The 15,298-nt window shown below is 36.3% G+C and carries 17 protein-coding genes; 5 read left to right on the top strand and 12 right to left on the bottom strand.

What is annotated here, in order from left to right; genetic code table 11:
* Positions 1 to 99: 99 nt before the first annotated feature.
* The gene (locus MPH60_RS23455) at positions 100 to 822 is read left to right on the top strand and encodes an NADPH-dependent F420 reductase (protein WP_241594748.1); all 723 of its coding nucleotides are present in this window, start codon (positions 100 to 102) and stop codon (positions 820 to 822) included.
* Positions 823 to 1,174: 352 nt separating this feature from the next.
* On the opposite strand, the gene nfsA is transcribed toward MPH60_RS23455, so the two are convergent.
* The 4 genes from nfsA to MPH60_RS23435 all read right to left on the bottom strand — a co-directional run bounded on the left by nfsA (position 1,175) and on the right by MPH60_RS23435 (position 5,272).
* The gene (gene nfsA / locus MPH60_RS23450) at positions 1,175 to 1,915 is read right to left on the bottom strand and encodes an oxygen-insensitive NADPH nitroreductase (protein WP_241594747.1); all 741 of its coding nucleotides are present in this window, start codon (positions 1,913 to 1,915) and stop codon (positions 1,175 to 1,177) included.
* A 155-nt stretch (positions 1,916 to 2,070) separates the two neighbouring features.
* A complete protein-coding gene (locus tag MPH60_RS23445) occupies positions 2,071 to 3,039 on the bottom strand; it encodes an NAD(P)H-dependent flavin oxidoreductase (RefSeq protein WP_241594746.1) in 969 nt (322 codons plus the stop codon).
* Between the two features lie 39 nt (positions 3,040 to 3,078).
* Positions 3,079 to 4,206: an NtaA/DmoA family FMN-dependent monooxygenase gene (locus MPH60_RS23440; RefSeq protein ID WP_241594745.1), complete on the bottom strand. Its 1,128-nt coding sequence runs from the start codon at positions 4,204 to 4,206 to the stop codon at positions 3,079 to 3,081.
* A gap of 16 nt (positions 4,207 to 4,222) precedes the next feature.
* Positions 4,223 to 5,272, bottom strand: coding sequence for an LLM class flavin-dependent oxidoreductase (locus MPH60_RS23435; protein ID WP_241594744.1), 1,050 nt, complete (start codon positions 5,270 to 5,272; stop codon positions 4,223 to 4,225).
* 220 nt (positions 5,273 to 5,492) lie between these two features.
* Between MPH60_RS23435 and MPH60_RS23430 the strand changes: the two genes are divergently transcribed.
* From MPH60_RS23430 to MPH60_RS23415, 4 genes are all read left to right on the top strand, one after another.
* Positions 5,493 to 5,861, top strand: coding sequence for a winged helix-turn-helix transcriptional regulator (locus MPH60_RS23430; RefSeq protein ID WP_272492868.1), 369 nt, complete (start codon positions 5,493 to 5,495; stop codon positions 5,859 to 5,861).
* Between the two features lie 83 nt (positions 5,862 to 5,944).
* Entirely contained in the window at positions 5,945 to 6,361 is a 417-nt protein-coding gene (locus tag MPH60_RS23425) for a MarR family winged helix-turn-helix transcriptional regulator (RefSeq protein ID WP_241594743.1), read from the top strand.
* A gap of 310 nt (positions 6,362 to 6,671) precedes the next feature.
* Positions 6,672 to 6,962, top strand: coding sequence for a hypothetical protein (locus MPH60_RS23420; protein WP_241594742.1), 291 nt, complete (start codon positions 6,672 to 6,674; stop codon positions 6,960 to 6,962).
* 540 nt (positions 6,963 to 7,502) lie between these two features.
* On the top strand, positions 7,503 to 9,962 hold the full coding sequence (locus tag MPH60_RS23415; RefSeq protein ID WP_241594741.1) for a SpoIID/LytB domain-containing protein: 2,460 nt from the start codon (positions 7,503 to 7,505) through the stop codon (positions 9,960 to 9,962).
* A gap of 474 nt (positions 9,963 to 10,436) precedes the next feature.
* On the opposite strand, the gene MPH60_RS23410 is transcribed toward MPH60_RS23415, so the two are convergent.
* The 8 genes from MPH60_RS23410 to MPH60_RS23375 all read right to left on the bottom strand — a co-directional run bounded on the left by MPH60_RS23410 (position 10,437) and on the right by MPH60_RS23375 (position 15,102).
* A complete protein-coding gene (locus MPH60_RS23410) occupies positions 10,437 to 10,877 on the bottom strand; it encodes a CoxG family protein (RefSeq protein WP_048687801.1) in 441 nt (146 codons plus the stop codon).
* A gap of 410 nt (positions 10,878 to 11,287) precedes the next feature.
* Positions 11,288 to 11,617, bottom strand: coding sequence for a hypothetical protein (locus tag MPH60_RS23405; RefSeq protein WP_241594740.1), 330 nt, complete (start codon positions 11,615 to 11,617; stop codon positions 11,288 to 11,290).
* A 158-nt stretch (positions 11,618 to 11,775) separates the two neighbouring features.
* Entirely contained in the window at positions 11,776 to 12,468 is a 693-nt protein-coding gene (locus MPH60_RS23400) for an aspartate/glutamate racemase family protein (protein WP_241594739.1), read from the bottom strand.
* Between the two features lie 28 nt (positions 12,469 to 12,496).
* Complete coding sequence (fosM, locus tag MPH60_RS23395) at positions 12,497 to 12,919, bottom strand: FosM family fosfomycin resistance protein (protein ID WP_241594738.1); 423 nt, start codon at positions 12,917 to 12,919, stop codon at positions 12,497 to 12,499.
* Between the two features lie 14 nt (positions 12,920 to 12,933).
* Positions 12,934 to 13,464, bottom strand: a complete 531-nt coding sequence (locus tag MPH60_RS23390; protein WP_241594737.1) for a PepSY domain-containing protein — start codon at positions 13,462 to 13,464, stop codon at positions 12,934 to 12,936.
* A gap of 25 nt (positions 13,465 to 13,489) precedes the next feature.
* A complete protein-coding gene (locus tag MPH60_RS23385; protein ID WP_241594736.1) occupies positions 13,490 to 13,933 on the bottom strand; it encodes a GNAT family N-acetyltransferase in 444 nt (147 codons plus the stop codon).
* A gap of 352 nt (positions 13,934 to 14,285) precedes the next feature.
* The gene (locus MPH60_RS23380) at positions 14,286 to 14,777 is read right to left on the bottom strand and encodes a GNAT family N-acetyltransferase (protein ID WP_241594735.1); all 492 of its coding nucleotides are present in this window, start codon (positions 14,775 to 14,777) and stop codon (positions 14,286 to 14,288) included.
* Between the two features lie 67 nt (positions 14,778 to 14,844).
* Positions 14,845 to 15,102: a hypothetical protein gene (locus MPH60_RS23375; RefSeq protein WP_241594734.1), complete on the bottom strand. Its 258-nt coding sequence runs from the start codon at positions 15,100 to 15,102 to the stop codon at positions 14,845 to 14,847.
* Positions 15,103 to 15,298 lie beyond the last annotated feature (196 nt).

Genomic DNA, 15,298 nt, shown 5'->3' with positions numbered 1-15,298 from the left:
GATAAAGAGGTGATATTTATTATTGATAGGGATAATAATATCATTGTTAACTTTAAGCAGAATAATTCTTTGATATACACATTCTTAGGAGGAACAATAATGAGATTTGGAATTATAGGTGCAGGAACTATCGGGTCAATTATTTCTAAAAAATTAGTTAAGACTGGAAATGATGTCAAAATTGCAGATGCACGAGGAATTGAACATTTGGAAGGAAAAGAGCTTGCTGGAACACCTGTGAGTTTAGAAGATGTAATAACAAATATTGATGTTCTTATAATATCTCTCCCTTCTCTTGTAATGCCAAGCATTCGTAACATTGTAGATAAAATTGGAGAGGAAGTAATCGTTGTAGACACTACAAATTATTATCCTTTTAGAGACAATAAGATTGAAGAAATTGAGGACGGGATGGTTGAAAGTGTATGGGTTTCAAATCAATTAGGTAGACCTGTCATTAAAGCTTTCAACAACCAATTAGCTTATACGTTAGAAAATAAAGGAACCCCCGAAGGTGCTAGTGGTCGCATTGCTATGGCGATTGCCGGTAATGACCAATCACTTCAACAAGTAATCATGGACGTAGTAAACGAACTAGGCTTTGATGCAGTGGATGGTGGCTCTTTAAATGATTCGTGGAGACAACAACCAGGAACTCCTGCATACTGCACAGAACTAACAAAAGAAGAACTAACAAAAGCATTGAAAAAAGCAAATAAAGAAAAAGCCCCATTCCTACGGGATAAGGTAATAGAGAAGTTATCAGCTGAATTATCTCATGAAGATATTGTAAATCTAAACAGAGAAACTTATAATTCATAATTCAGGAAACCCATATTGATGATTGCTCTGGTATTAAATTTTAGATTGAATAGAAGACATAGAAAATTTGGAACCAAAAATAGTGATCAAAATAACTTTGATCACTATTTTTGCATATTTTATATCTTTTACTGTTAACACTGTTCATCTACATTAGTTTTAGGTAAACAGCTTATTAAAAATAATAAACCTTAGATGATAAAGAATTTATCCTTTTTCCTATTATCCTGCCAGGTTATTTTCAAATGAAACTAAAATAAAAGAGGGCATTAATCATTTTTAGATCAATGCACCGATGTTTAAGTGTAGTCTTCAAAAGTACATTATTTTTGTGGAAACATTTTAATAACTGCTATTTTTTTGCAAATCCTTGTTTGTTTAAATACTTGAGCATGAATGGCTGTTTGCTTCTTTCAAGATGATCCTCAATATGATCTTTCCATCCCTTTACTTTCTTAACGGTGAATGGCGCTCTAACAGTACGATTTCGGTAATATTCACGCATCTGTTGGTCATAATCTGCTAATTTTTGTTCATCTAGAGATTGATACTGATTATTAAACATTACCATTGATTGAGGTAAACGTGGTTTTAGTCCAGGTTTCTCTTCAGCAGGATGGCCTATGCATAGCCCTACTAAAGGAACCACATACTTTGGTAAGCTTAATAACTCAGTTAATTCATTAATATTACTTCTTACTCCACCGATATATACACCACCGAGTCCCATTGATTCAGCTGCAGTTAAAGCACTTTGAGCCATTAACCCAGCGTCGAATGAACCTATTAAAAGGTATTCAATATAATTAAGGTCCACCTTTGGGGCTATTTGATGATTTCGGTTAAAATCAGCACAGAAAATCCAAAACTCTGCTGCTTCTTCAATATAAGGCTGATTTGCAGATAGTTGCATCACCTTTTTTCGAAGAACTGGATCAGTAATTCTAATGATAGAAACTACCTGTAATAGACTAAAAGATGATGTTTGATTAGCTGCCTTAAATATTGCAACCCTTTGTTCCTCTGTCAGTGGTTGATTTGTATAAGAGCGTATGGATGTATGCTTATTAAGCAATTTAATGGTATCATTCATTTGTATCCTCTTCTCTATTGATTATTTTAATTGTCAGATTGCAAAACGCCAAACCTACTTGATTCTTATCCACTTAGTTTACCGATAGTGGTAAACCGGTCATGAAACCAAGTGTACTTACCTAGTTTGAATTCCCTTGAGATTAAAGCTAATCTTTACCCAATTGAACGAACAATTTCTTCAACCACTTCTTGGCATGTTAGAATTTGTTTAATGCCTCCAGCTGATTCAGATACACTTATGGTACCATTAACAAGGTCTCCGTCTAACATCCCTATTTTGAACCCTTCTCCATAATATTTATATGCTTCCTTAGGTTTACCTTGGTTGATTAATTCTAGTGCCTTTTTACCCGCTTCTGTCGGTATCGTCCTCAAATGTCCCGTACCTGATTTAAATTCAATAAACTCCTCACTCTTTACATTAAGGATAGCTTTTTTTGTTTCTATACTTGCTGGATTCTCCTTTGTCGCTATAAATCTAGTCCCCATATATACCCCTTCTGCTCCCATAGACATTGCTGCTTTCGCTCCACGACCATCTATAATCCCTCCAGCAGCAATAACAGGGATATTTACTAGGGAGGTTATTTGTGGAACAAGAGAAAGAGTACTAATTTTATAATCACTCATATGACCACCAGCTTCATAACCTGTAACAATTAATGCATCTACACCTGTTTTTTCAGCTTTGACTAGTTTGTCTACTGTAGGACTTAGATCTCTGTAAATCACATTAATGTTATGTTCTTTAAGTCGTTTCAATTCACGATCAACGACCCCCTGTCCAATTGCTATAACATTCTTTACATTCTCTTTAACCAATACTTCAAAAACAGCATTAGTAAATGGATCTTCTGAAGCCCCTCCCATTGGAAAAATGTAATTTACTGCAAATGGTTTGTTAGTTAATTCTCTCACTTTGCGAATTTCTTTTGTTAATCGGTCTGCCATATCTTCTGCGCTTGTCGCTTTTTCTTTTTGACCTGCATTTGGCCCCAATACACCCATTCCACCTGCATTTGATACTGCTGCAACAAACTCTGCTGATGTGACCCATGTCATTGCAGCTGAAATAACGGGATATTTTATACCTAATAGATTTGTAATTCGGTTACTGTTCATGTTGTTAACTTCTCCTTCTGTTGTCTGGTTTAATTTTTGTTATTCTTTATACATATTCTCAGGGTAAGGTAGCTCTAAATTTCCTCGAAGTGTATTAGCCTCATATTCATTTTTGAATATGCCTTTTTCTTGTAATATTGGGACAACTAACTTAATAAAGTCCTCAAATCCTGCTGGGTAATCTTGTCTAATTAGTAAGATATCCATTATCCCTTCTCTATACCAATGTTCTATTTTCTCTGCCACATTCTCCGCTGATCCCATCAATTGAGGCCTTGGCAGTCTATGACCAATAGGCATTAATGACTCTATTTCTCTCAATTTTTCTAGTGCGTCTTTTTCTGTTTTACCCACTATTGGGCTATGAGAAGGCATTATCAGTAGTGCGTTTGGTGATCGTCCTTGATTTTCCACTCTTCTTTTCAGTTCAGCAGTATATCCCTTTAGATAATCAAAATTATCTCCAGGCGCCATGATGACTTCAGCATGCTTAGCAGCTATATCCATAAAAGCTGAGGAAGTGCCAGCTTGAAAGACAACTGGTCTTCCTTGTCTAGAACGACTAATATTTAAAGGTCCATCTACTGAAAAGTAATTGCCTGTATAATTTAATGAATGCATCTTACTTGGGTCATAAAATACTCCCCTTTTTTTATCACGTATAAATGCATCATCTTCATACGAATCCCAAAGACCCTCAACAATTTCTAGAAATTCTTCTTTCAGTGGATAAAGGTCTGATTTTCTTAAATGAGTACGGCTATAATTTGCTAAACCTCCTGGATTAGAAGTGATAGCATTCCATCCGGCTCGACCATTACTAATCTTATCCAGCGAAGCTATCTGTCTGGCAACTGTAAATGGATCAGCATATGAAGTAGCTATTGTAGCAGTTAATCCTATAGAATGAGTTACCATACTCAATGCAGACAAGATAGATATTCCTTCAAACATGCTAAGATAATGTGGTATCATGCCCGGTCCAATATGACTGACGTCAGCTAAAAAAACCGCATCAAACTTCGCACTCTCAAGTTGGATGGCTTTTTCAACATAGAAATCAATATTTTCGCTGGCGTTTGCTGGTATATCAGGATGTCGCCATCCAAAATAGTTCCAACCAACTCCGTCGATGATGCCTCCAAGTTTAAGTTTTCTTCCAATCACTATTGAATTCTCCTTCTTACATACCGAGTTCATTATTTTTTTGTATTAACCCTAGTTCCTTTGCCAATAATTCATGTCCTCTTTTTCGAGTTTCTTGATCTGGATAAAAATCAGCAATAATAATTTCATTAACTAAACTTGCCTTCGCAGTCTTAGTAAGTTGGTCAGCGACGTTTGCTACACTGCCAATAATAAAGCGTTCTTTATTTCTTTCCTTAGCTCTTTCTTCTTCTAGAGTATATTTGTGATTTTTGGCTTCTTCTGGTGTAGGAAATGTAAGGTTTTTTGAACCTGTACTCATCCGTGTCCATAGTAACTCTGCCGGTCCTGCAATATACTTAGCCTCTTCTTCAGTTTCGGCTGTGATAACAATAGTCGCCATCATACTTTTCGGTTCACTTAAATAAGACGAAGGTTTAAAGTTAGAATTGTAAGTTCTTAACATCGGAACAGCTAATTGTGGTGCGAGATGTGCAGCAAATACAAATCCCAAGCCTTTTTCGAGTGCAAACTGTAATCCCCCCTCGCTAGAACCCAACATATACATATCAGGTACCATCGATTTGTCTCCAGGAGGATTTATGTTACTAAAAGGATGAGTAATTTTGAAGTTACGGTCAAAAAAGGAAAGCAAATGGTCTAATTGCTCGGGAAAATCATTTACTCCTAATAATTCTTTGGACCTCAGCAAAGCCCACATAGTCCAGCCATCCGTTCCAGAGGCCCTCCCTATACCAAGATCCACTCGACCTGGATATAATCCTTCTAAAAGAGTGAAGTTCTCCACCACTTTCAAAGGACTGTGATTAGGTAACATAACCCCACCAGAACCTACACGAATGTTTTTGGTATGAGCAGCTGCATGCATACTTAACATATCAGGTGAGGTACTCATCAAAGTAGTTGTATTGTGATGCTCAGTGAACCAATACCTGGTGTATCCTAAACGGTCTGCTAATTGAACCATTTCTGTTGTATTTTGAAGACTTTTTCTAGCATTACTTTCTTTATAAATATGAACGAAGTCTAAGATCGACAATTTTAGTCCTGAATTTCCTATATCCACTAATCAAAAACTCCTATCTATGTTATAATTAGTTAGCCTACTAACTATAAAACCAAAAAATAATGTTAATCTTATCGTCTTTCAGATAAAAATAATTAACTAGTAATTATTTGCTTTGGTTTATGTACACAATCATAAAGTCATTATAATTAGTTGAAAAGAGGGCAATCTAAATGGATATAGTACATATTTTTGTACTTATAGACAGGAGTGAAATAAATTGAAGGTTTGTAAAGATGGATTTCAAAGAGAATTTATAGATGAAAAAGAAGATATGTACGCAATAGCATTTACTCAAAATGTTTTATCTGGACGTTGGAAGTATTTTATTCTTTGGTACTTAAAAGGAACTAAACGTCGTTATTCTGACATCAAAAATTTTCTATGGGACCTATCACAAGGTTCACTCACTAATCAACTAAGAGAATTAGAGAACGATGGTGTCATTAAACGTGAAGTGTTTCCTGTAGTCCCTCCTAAAGTAGAGTATTCACTCACAGAAAAAGGAATGAAATTAATCCCTGTTCTAGATATGATGGAAGCGTTTGGTAAAGAGTATGGTGAAAAGGCAAAAAGTTCAAACGATTAGTTGGGCTATGACCCATAAATTGACTTAAAATACACTCCAAGTTATAGTTAGGTCACTAATGATTTTAGACGGGGAGTTTTTATATGTTAAATGATGAAATAAGAGAGCTATTAGACAAAATTTCGTCACAGACACGAAGAAATTACAATTATTTACTACATGATCTTAACTTGCATGTTGGACAAGATAACCTTTTATGTAAACTTTGGAAAGAAGATGGCTTAACTCAAGTTGAACTTTGTAACAAATTAAATTGCGAGGCTCCCACAGTTACTAATATGGTTAAAGCTCTTGAGAAGAAAGAGCTAATTATTCGACGAAAAGATTACGACGATAAAAGAATTACCAGGATTTTCCTTACCGACGCTGGAAAAAATCTTGAAGCCCCTGTTAATGAAAAGTGGAGAAAACAACAAGATAGGCTATTAACAGATATTACTTTGGACGAAAGGATGCTTCTAAGAAGGTTGCTAAAACAGATGGAGGCAAATCTTTTCTAGTAAAAGTTGCTACTTCTACATTGATATCCTCATCCTACTTACTCACTAATCCACCTCAGATCAAAAAAAAAGCAATGCCTGCCAAGGTATTGCTTTTTTAAACCTTTCCAGCATAAACATAGACATATTAAATAATGTCTAAACCCAAGAAAAACATTAATATTATTCTTTGTTCTTCTTCAGCTATCCTGCCCCGATAGTGCCATAAGAAAAAAGCTGCCTTAAAGACAGCTTTGATCCTAAGCTAAAGCAACCGTTAGTTGATTAAGGAACAATGTCTTTTATTTCACTTTACTTTGGTAGCCTTTCAATGAACTTTGATGGTTTGACATTTGTACAAGGCGCAGCATTCCTCCAATATGGTGGGAAGAAATTAGAGCTTGTTCAATGGACTGACCCTGAACAAAATGTTGGACCAAAACCTGCAGATATTGGTACAGCGCATTTAGCAATTTCAGTAACGGACCTTAAAATGGCCTACACTTATTTTGAAAATACTCCTGGTGTATCGGTTAGAGTATATAGTCCAATCGGCTTCTTCTATATTACTAGTCCGTGGGGGCTTGAAATCCAAATTGTAGGTACAGAGCAATCAAAATAGTATTAGTATTAAACTTTTTTGTAGGAGTTTCAGTTTCATCGACAGAAATCTGTAAGCAAGCTAGCTTATACTGAAGAATTATGAGCATCAACACCAGCACCACGTGCTCAAGTATATAATTAATTAAATAAGCTTATGAGAGTAGACTTTTTTTTAGAGTCTACTTTTTTATTTGGATTGTCCATATGGATGGTCATACCTTATTTAGCCTCAATTTGTAAAAACACACTGAAATTCCATTAAACCTTGTCCAATATGTGTACTACAACAATAAAATTCATCATATTAAAATTTCTCGAACATTCAGCGTTATCCTTTTTTCAAAAAACTGTGCGTTTTGTTGAAGAGCGTTATACAACTAAACTGCCCCTTTAGTTCCATAAGAAAAGGCTGTCTTGAATGCCGTCTTTTCATCTTTTACTGGTTGTGCTGGTGATGGCAATTAGGTGGGACTCCTAAAATAGTAAAATATACCTGATGTCTAATTATGGATGGTATACTATTATTTAGTGTATTTTCAAATTCAGAGGAGGTTATTCAATGATAAAGGTGCGGTTTGGAATATGGATGTTTGTAACACTCGTTCTCATGCTATTTTTGCTTCCAGAAATATCAGTTAAGGCGGCAGCCGATTCGATCATTAAGGTTAAATTAAAAGGCTATCTCGGTAACAAATCTGAGATTACCGTCGAACCGGAAGTCACGTACACTACGAATCTAGCAAATGTAAAACTAGAATCGAACAAGAAGTATACGTTAAGGGTCAGCGGTACGGACATTGTTGTTCTGACAGATTCAAAAGAAATAGGCAAAGCTTCTGAGATTGAAGTGAAGTCTGAAACAGGGAACGGTCCGCTTTCGATTAATGGTCGTACATACTTAGGTAGTTTCCGTTTCATTATGGAAGATGGGAAATTCATCCGTCCATATAACTCAATTGGTCTTGAAGATTATTTAAAAGGGGTTGTTCCAGCTGAAATGCCGGCTTTATGGAATCAGGAAGCTTTAAAGGCACAGGCTGTTGCGGCAAGAACCTATGCGATGAGCTACATCAACAGAACGCCCGATGACACAATGAGTTACCAGGTATACGGTGGCTACACTTGGCACGAAAACTCAACAAAAGCTGTTAAAGCAACAGAAGGTCAGGTCATCGGTTATGGTGAAAAACTACATATAGGTTCAGATGCACTTTTTTCCTCTAGCAATGGAGGGAAAACCGAGTCCAACAATAATGTTTGGATTGGTGCAGAGCTACCATATTTTATGGTCAAAGACGATCCATATGATCCGCAAATCGTTTGGAGTTTTAGTGTAAAAAAGCAACAAATAGACCTAACAAATTTAGATTTGACAAAAGCAGATACATGGTGGGCTAATACCAAGGAAGCTGAACAAACTCCAGTAATTTCTAATATAAGAGCATGGCTACAGACAAATGGCTATACAGGTAAAGACATTAAAATTACGGCTGTCCCTTTCCTATCCCTTCATGCACCAACAAGTGGCGGCAGGGTGAGTAAAGGAAGTATTACAATTGAATTTATGGTGAAAGAAAAGGGGAAAGCGCTACAGCAAAGTGTAATATTAGAAGATGTAACGGCTTCGAAAATAAGAGACATTATTGGTCTGAGCTTCATGAAAAGCTTTTTAGTAGACAAAGTGGATACGGCAAGGGATGAGATTAACGTTTCAGGCAAGGGCTACGGCCATGGTGTCGGACTAAGTCAGTATGGAGCGAAACAGGCTGGCGAACAGGGACGTACATATCCCGAGATTCTTGCTTTCTATTATGAAGGGACAAGCTTAAAACAGGCCTATGAGCCAGAAGCTGAGGAAGTGGAACCAGTAAAGCCGGATCCGGCACCTGTCATTCCAACTCCAATACCAACACCAGTTCCAGACCCTGCACCTAAAGATGAAACAGCACCAACGATTAAAGATATAAAAACGTATTACGATTCTAAAACAAACCAAGTCAAATTAACCTTTGTCACGAATGAAAAAGCGAAGGTGACAGTGGAAGTTAAGGATAAAAAAGAGCATGTCGTCGCTACTCTTGTCAAAGGGGACGAAAAGCCGTCAGGATTGCAAATAGCCGTTTGGGATGCTTTAAGGGCAAGCGACGGATCATACACCTTTGAAATTAGAGCGATTGATAGTAGTAATAATACTAGTTCAGCATCTGTTCCATTTTCAATAACAAAGCCTGACACAACGGCTCCAGTTATTAAAAATACAAATACCTCATATGACTCAAAAACGAATAAAGTTTTCCTGAAGTATGAGATCAATGAAAAAGCAAAGGTTACCGTTCAAGTAAAAGACGTAAAAGGCAAAATCTTAGCTACTCCGATCAATAATGTAGACAAAAATGCCGGTGTCCAATGGACATCTTGGAATGTATCGAAGATTTCGAACGGTAAGTACTCATTTGAAATCACAACGATCGACAGCAATAAAAATAAAAGCTCAGCAACGGTTCCATTTACTTTAACAAAACCCGATATAACGGCACCTTCCATTAATAATATAAAGACCTCCTATGATTCAAAAACGAGTAATGTTGCTTTGAAGTATGAGATTAATGAAAAGGCGAAGGTAACCGTTCAAGTAAAAGATGCAAAAGGCAAAACCGTGGCGACGCTAACCAATAATGCTGCAAACACTGCCGGTGTCCAAAGTGCATCATGGAATGTATCAAAGGTATCGAACGGAAAGTATATGTTTACCATTACAGCGATTGATCCAAGCCAGAACAAACGTACAACGACCACTTCCTACACATTAAACAAACCGGCAGCTAAGAAAATGACTGGGAAGGTCAATGCTACGAAGTTAAATGTCCGTTCCCAACCATCCACATCAGGGAAAGTTCTTGGCTCTTTGAAGAAAAACCAAATCGTTACAGTTATCACTAAGAGCAGTTCTTGGTATAAAATTCAGTATGGTAAGGGAACAGGTTATGTACACGAAAAATACCTATCGAACGTCCGATAACGAATTCAATCAGTGAAAAGCCCTAATTAAAGTTGGTGAGCACTGAATAAGACCATGATTTTTTTAAGATGGTCTTTCTCTATAAATTTTCATTTCCGTTAGTTTTCTGTTGTAATAAAGATTAATCAAAGGTTCCCCATAAACTCACATATTAACGTAAATAAAGAAGAATCCATTTTGAAAAAAGATTGATCAAAATGGATTCTTTTCTTGTCAATTATTATAAAGTTTTTATAAAATAGTTTGATTATTTTTAGTGACCCTTAATGAACTAAAGCATCCGTTAGTTCATTAAGAAATGCGATTCTGGAATATTGAAAAAAAGAGGCCATCCTTTTGGGACAGCCCCCTTTCCGCTAATTATAAAATTTCTAGTAGAGCTCGATATCATTATATTGGTCACTTCAGAATGTTACCATCTATACTTCAGAGAAGGTATCTCCAAAATGAATTGGCTTTCAATCTTTGAAAAAACTATGAGAATACTGCAATTTTACGTGCGATAGATTCTGTTAAACGAGATGCTACTTTTGGAACAGCCCATTTAATAATTGGTGTTAACACCGCACCAGATAATCCGCCTGCATGGATTTCCACTGTACAAGTCATTATTGTTTTACCATTAACATCTTCTGCAGTAAAGTGACCGCTTCCTGTAAAATTATCTGATAAACCTTTTAGTTCAAACTTAATATTTGAAGGTTCATTCCATTCGGTAATATCTACCTGCGCTTGTATGGTTTTTTTAATACCTTTCACACTACCTTCAAATGTCCAAATAGATTGCTTGTCATTTATGATTTCATGTTCTTTATAGGCTGGTACTGTCGTTGCCCATTTTTCGAGATCACTGACATAATCCCAAACTGCTTGTACATCTGCTGGAACTACTACAGTATGCGTTCCCGTTGCCATTATGATCCCCACCTTCACTATGTATGAATTGTAACTTTACAGTTCTACAAAGTAATTATTACATAAAAAGCATAAACTTACATCACTAATTATCCATAGCTTTCCTTCTTCCGATTCCCCAATTATTTGTAGAATCAAAATTCCCCTCCACAATCCGGCCCTTTAATGGAATAACAGGACTGACGTTTTTAAACGACTTTAATGTCACTTAACAGTATTCCTTCTGGAACTATCCTGCCCCTTTAGTGCCACCACAGCAACCCTGTTATTAATGTAAAGCACCCGTTAGCCTAACCGAGAAGAACATATGAAAAGATTGCATCTTTCTTTAGATAAGCCAACCTTCTCCTTTACTGCAAAATAAATATCATATCATTTTCATTTTGACTAATTACCTGCATAAGCACAGCTTAAGCATGATATTGTTGCAAAAAGCATTCTACTGTATCAAACACCTTAAAGTAATGTAACCAAGCAAAGATAAATGGGATGGAGAGATAATGAATATTTATTAAGCATCCTAAAATCATTACGTATTTTATGACTCTTTTCTTAATAAGAATGGATAAAAATAGCCCAATAACCGGTAATAGAATAACGGCTATTTGTATCGTTATATGAACAACATTGTGCATCCCCCAAGGGCTAACATTCATCATCCCCTTACTATGGATGAACAAAAAAGCTCCTGATAAAAGCCAAATCAAACTAGTAATAAATATATATATTACATTTCTCATCTTTATCTCCCTTTAAATTCGAGTCATATCGTCTAGTAAAACTTTAACATACCATACCATTCCATTATTTCGGTTAAATCACCTGAATTCTCCTTCCCCTCATCTCCACAAAAAAAAGGCTGCCGCAGCAACCTTCCTTATTACAGTGTCTAATCACATCAATTTTCTAAAGCCATATTAACGGCTTCAATGGCATGTATAACAGCTGTTTCGAATAATGGCACTTCTGAGTCCTCTGCTTTTACCAGTAATCCAATTTCGGTGCAGCCTAATATTATTCCTTCCGCTCCTTCATCCACTAATCTCTTGATGACCTTTTTGTAATGATCCCTTGATGATTGTTGGATTTCCCCTAAACATAATTCTTCATAAATTACTTTATTGATCACGTTTCTATCCTCGTCATTTGGTATCAAAACCTTGATGCCATTAGACTCAATTCGTGTTTTATAAAAGTCTTGCTCCATCGTATATTTAGTGCCCAGTAAACCAACGGTACTGATTTTGGACTTTTGAATTTGTTTTGCCGTTGAATCAGCAATGTGTAAAATCGGTAAACTGATTTTTTCTTCAATATGTCCAATCACTTTATGCATCGTATTTGTACAGATGACAATCATTTCGGCACCTGCCTTTTCCAAAGACAGGGCTACATCGGCTAATAATTTACCGGAACTTTCCCAATCCCCTTCAGCTTGATGGCGTTCGATCTCTTCAAAATCCACGCTATATAAAATGCATTTTGCTGAATGCAATCCTCCCAATTTGGCTTTTACTTCCTCATTGATGAGTCGATAATACTCCAGCGACGATTCCCAGCTCATTCCGCCAATAAGGCCAATAGTTTTCACAAACATTCCCCTTTTCATCGTTTAATTATCAGTCGTAAAACTCCATATGGGCTTTTTCTTGTTTGTAGTAATCTATTCTGTTTTGTAAAGTACCTGTATGAAACTCGAACTTATGACCATCAGGATCGGTGAAATAAATGGAATTCTTATCTTGTTCATCTCTTGGACGTCCTGTCAGGATGTTTACATTCAATTCCTTTAGTTTCTCGTACATGTTCATAAAGTCAGCTTCTTCTATTGAAAATGCGATATGTGTGTATGATTGGCTTATTTCATTACGGGGAATATCTTTTTCTGCATTCAGGGCAAGCCATATTCCATTCAAATCAAAATAGGCAGTGTTTCTCCCCTTAACTAACAATTTAGCATCAAAAACATTTTGATAAAATTCTATGGAACTCTCTAAATTCGAAACTGAAAATAAAAAGTGATTCAAACCTTTTATAGACACATTACCACCTCCTATTAAGATTGCCTTTTATTCGCCATTAGACGCTTATAGAGAGGATACCCGAACATGTAATACCCGGAAAATGACAGCAGGATTAAGGATAAACCCGTCATTGTAAGGATACTGTATCTATACCAATCGCCAAAGAAGGTTCCATCATGCAAAGTGATGAGGAACGTCGAGTAATCTGGATTTGTGGATAGCACTTTTCCCGTACTCACATCTATTTGAACACCTTGACCGTTATTAAAGCGAACCTGGTACACATTTGCACTTGGTCTGTATTCAATTCTAAAGATATCTTCAACCGAGTCCGCACCTGGAAGATCCTGAGATGTAGCAATGGACACGACCTTCTCCATAGGTATCGCTTGATCTGGATCCGCCTCTTTCCCCGTCCTTAACTCATCAGCCACTCCGAGTGGTAACATATAAACAAGCACGAGGCCTGTGACTGCGATGAACATGAAAAAAACGGATAAAACCAATCCAGTCCATTTATGTACTTTCCTGCTTAATTGATACAACTTTACAGATTTCGACACTATTCCATCACCCCTTGGCTACTTTTCAAAATAAATTTTTCTTCATGACCACCCGATCTTCATTTACAACATAATCATTTTTCAGATAAAATGCTTCTGCAAGCCCGTCATTGGCAGTTAATAAATATAGACTTTCAATCTCTCTCTTCTGCAGTTCATCTTCTAAAGATTGAAGCATCTTTGAGCCATGCCCTTTACCTTGCATTTCATTATTCACACAAAGTTCTGCCAAATAATAAGTTAAACCTTGATAAGACACCTTACTATTTCCAGCAACAAAACCAACTGCATGGTGATCAACCTGAAATAAAAAACCCAGAAATTTAGGCGTATGCAATAAGTCGGAAAGTCTCTCTTTAGCCGTTTCATATGTCCAATTTTCATTCCATGGTTCACGATTAAACACGTTCATGTAGAGTTCGATACATTGCTCCAAATTCTCCGATGTCAGTGGTATCATTTCTGTCATTTTCATGCTTCCTTTCTATTCCCATCAAAATTTTGTATATTAATCCAAATTATATCTTATCTGATGTGAACTATCCTGTCCCTATAGGACCATAAAAGAAGAGCTATCTAAGAAGAAGAAAATCACCTAAATACCAGTCGACTAACCATGGTGGGCATACACTGGGCAGATTAGATAATTATGAGGCGCTACAGAGAAATATTACAGAGAACAGGTATTGTAAGTGCTATTCTAGATAGCATTAGGAATGTATAAAAAACACACTTTAGCTGACAGTCCCTCCTTAGTTGATTCTATAAAAAAGGTCGACCGGATTTTTACTGGTCGACCTTACTTTATTAAGAATAGGATTTCATTGAAAATCTTTGTAATTTGATAACTGTTTCACGAATAAAACTCTATCTTGATTTAGTCCGTCATAGTCAGAGTGGACTGAAACACCATCAATAAATGTATCTCCCTCTTCCATTTCAAATCCCATCTTGCAATGATAGGCAATTGAGGACTTGTTGACAGGAGACGTTACACAACGGACAACATTGCAGCCATTTTCATTAACGACATTAAAAAATTGATTGTATAAATGTCTTCCGATATCATTTTTTCTGTATTCAGGATGCACTCCGACAAAGTGAATATATGCCTCACCAGATTGAGATTGAGATAGAATCCCTATTAGGAAACCGACTTTTTCCCTATCCTTTTCGGCTATGAAACTTGTATTTGTAAAATGATCAAAGAATAATTTCGGCAACCTATCAGACATTTGCCTTCCGCCCCACCACTCATTGATTAGCGGTGATATTGCATAGTAATCTGAACCTTTCACTGAACGAATTTCCATCCTTCTCCCCCTTAATCATTAAGGTCATTATCACGTTAGTCATTCTATAATTAATTATCATACCCCGTTAGTTCATTAACTTTTCAAACGATAAAATTACAATTCCACATATTACTGAAACTCCTAAAAATGATAATACATAAAAATGAGAGGGTGTAGCACTCACAAACTCTACCTCGTTGTGAAGGTTTTCTACTGCTCCCCATGCATTCTCAATATCTGGTTTATAGTTTTTTGTTTTTATATAACCGACTAACATCATAACGACTACATAGATTGCATGAATCGATATTGAACCTATAATTGCTTGAAGAACGACTTTCATATTGCCCCTCCTTTTTTACTCATTTTACCATATTTTCGCATAAGAAAAGGAGCTGCTGATCAGCTCCTGGTAATGAAGTAAAGCACCTGTTAGTTCATTAAGAAAAACGATTCTTATTAAAGAATCGCGCCCGATTGTGGAAAATTAAAAGCTGTTTAAGGGTTCCCCACTTATTGAAACATTAACACTTCATAGG

Source organism: Peribacillus sp. Aquil_B1, from assembly GCF_022603275.1.
Lineage (GTDB): Bacteria > Bacillota > Bacilli > Bacillales > DSM-1321 > Peribacillus.
Note: the sequence above shows the minus strand (reverse complement) of the source record. Positions and strands in the feature narration are given on the sequence as shown.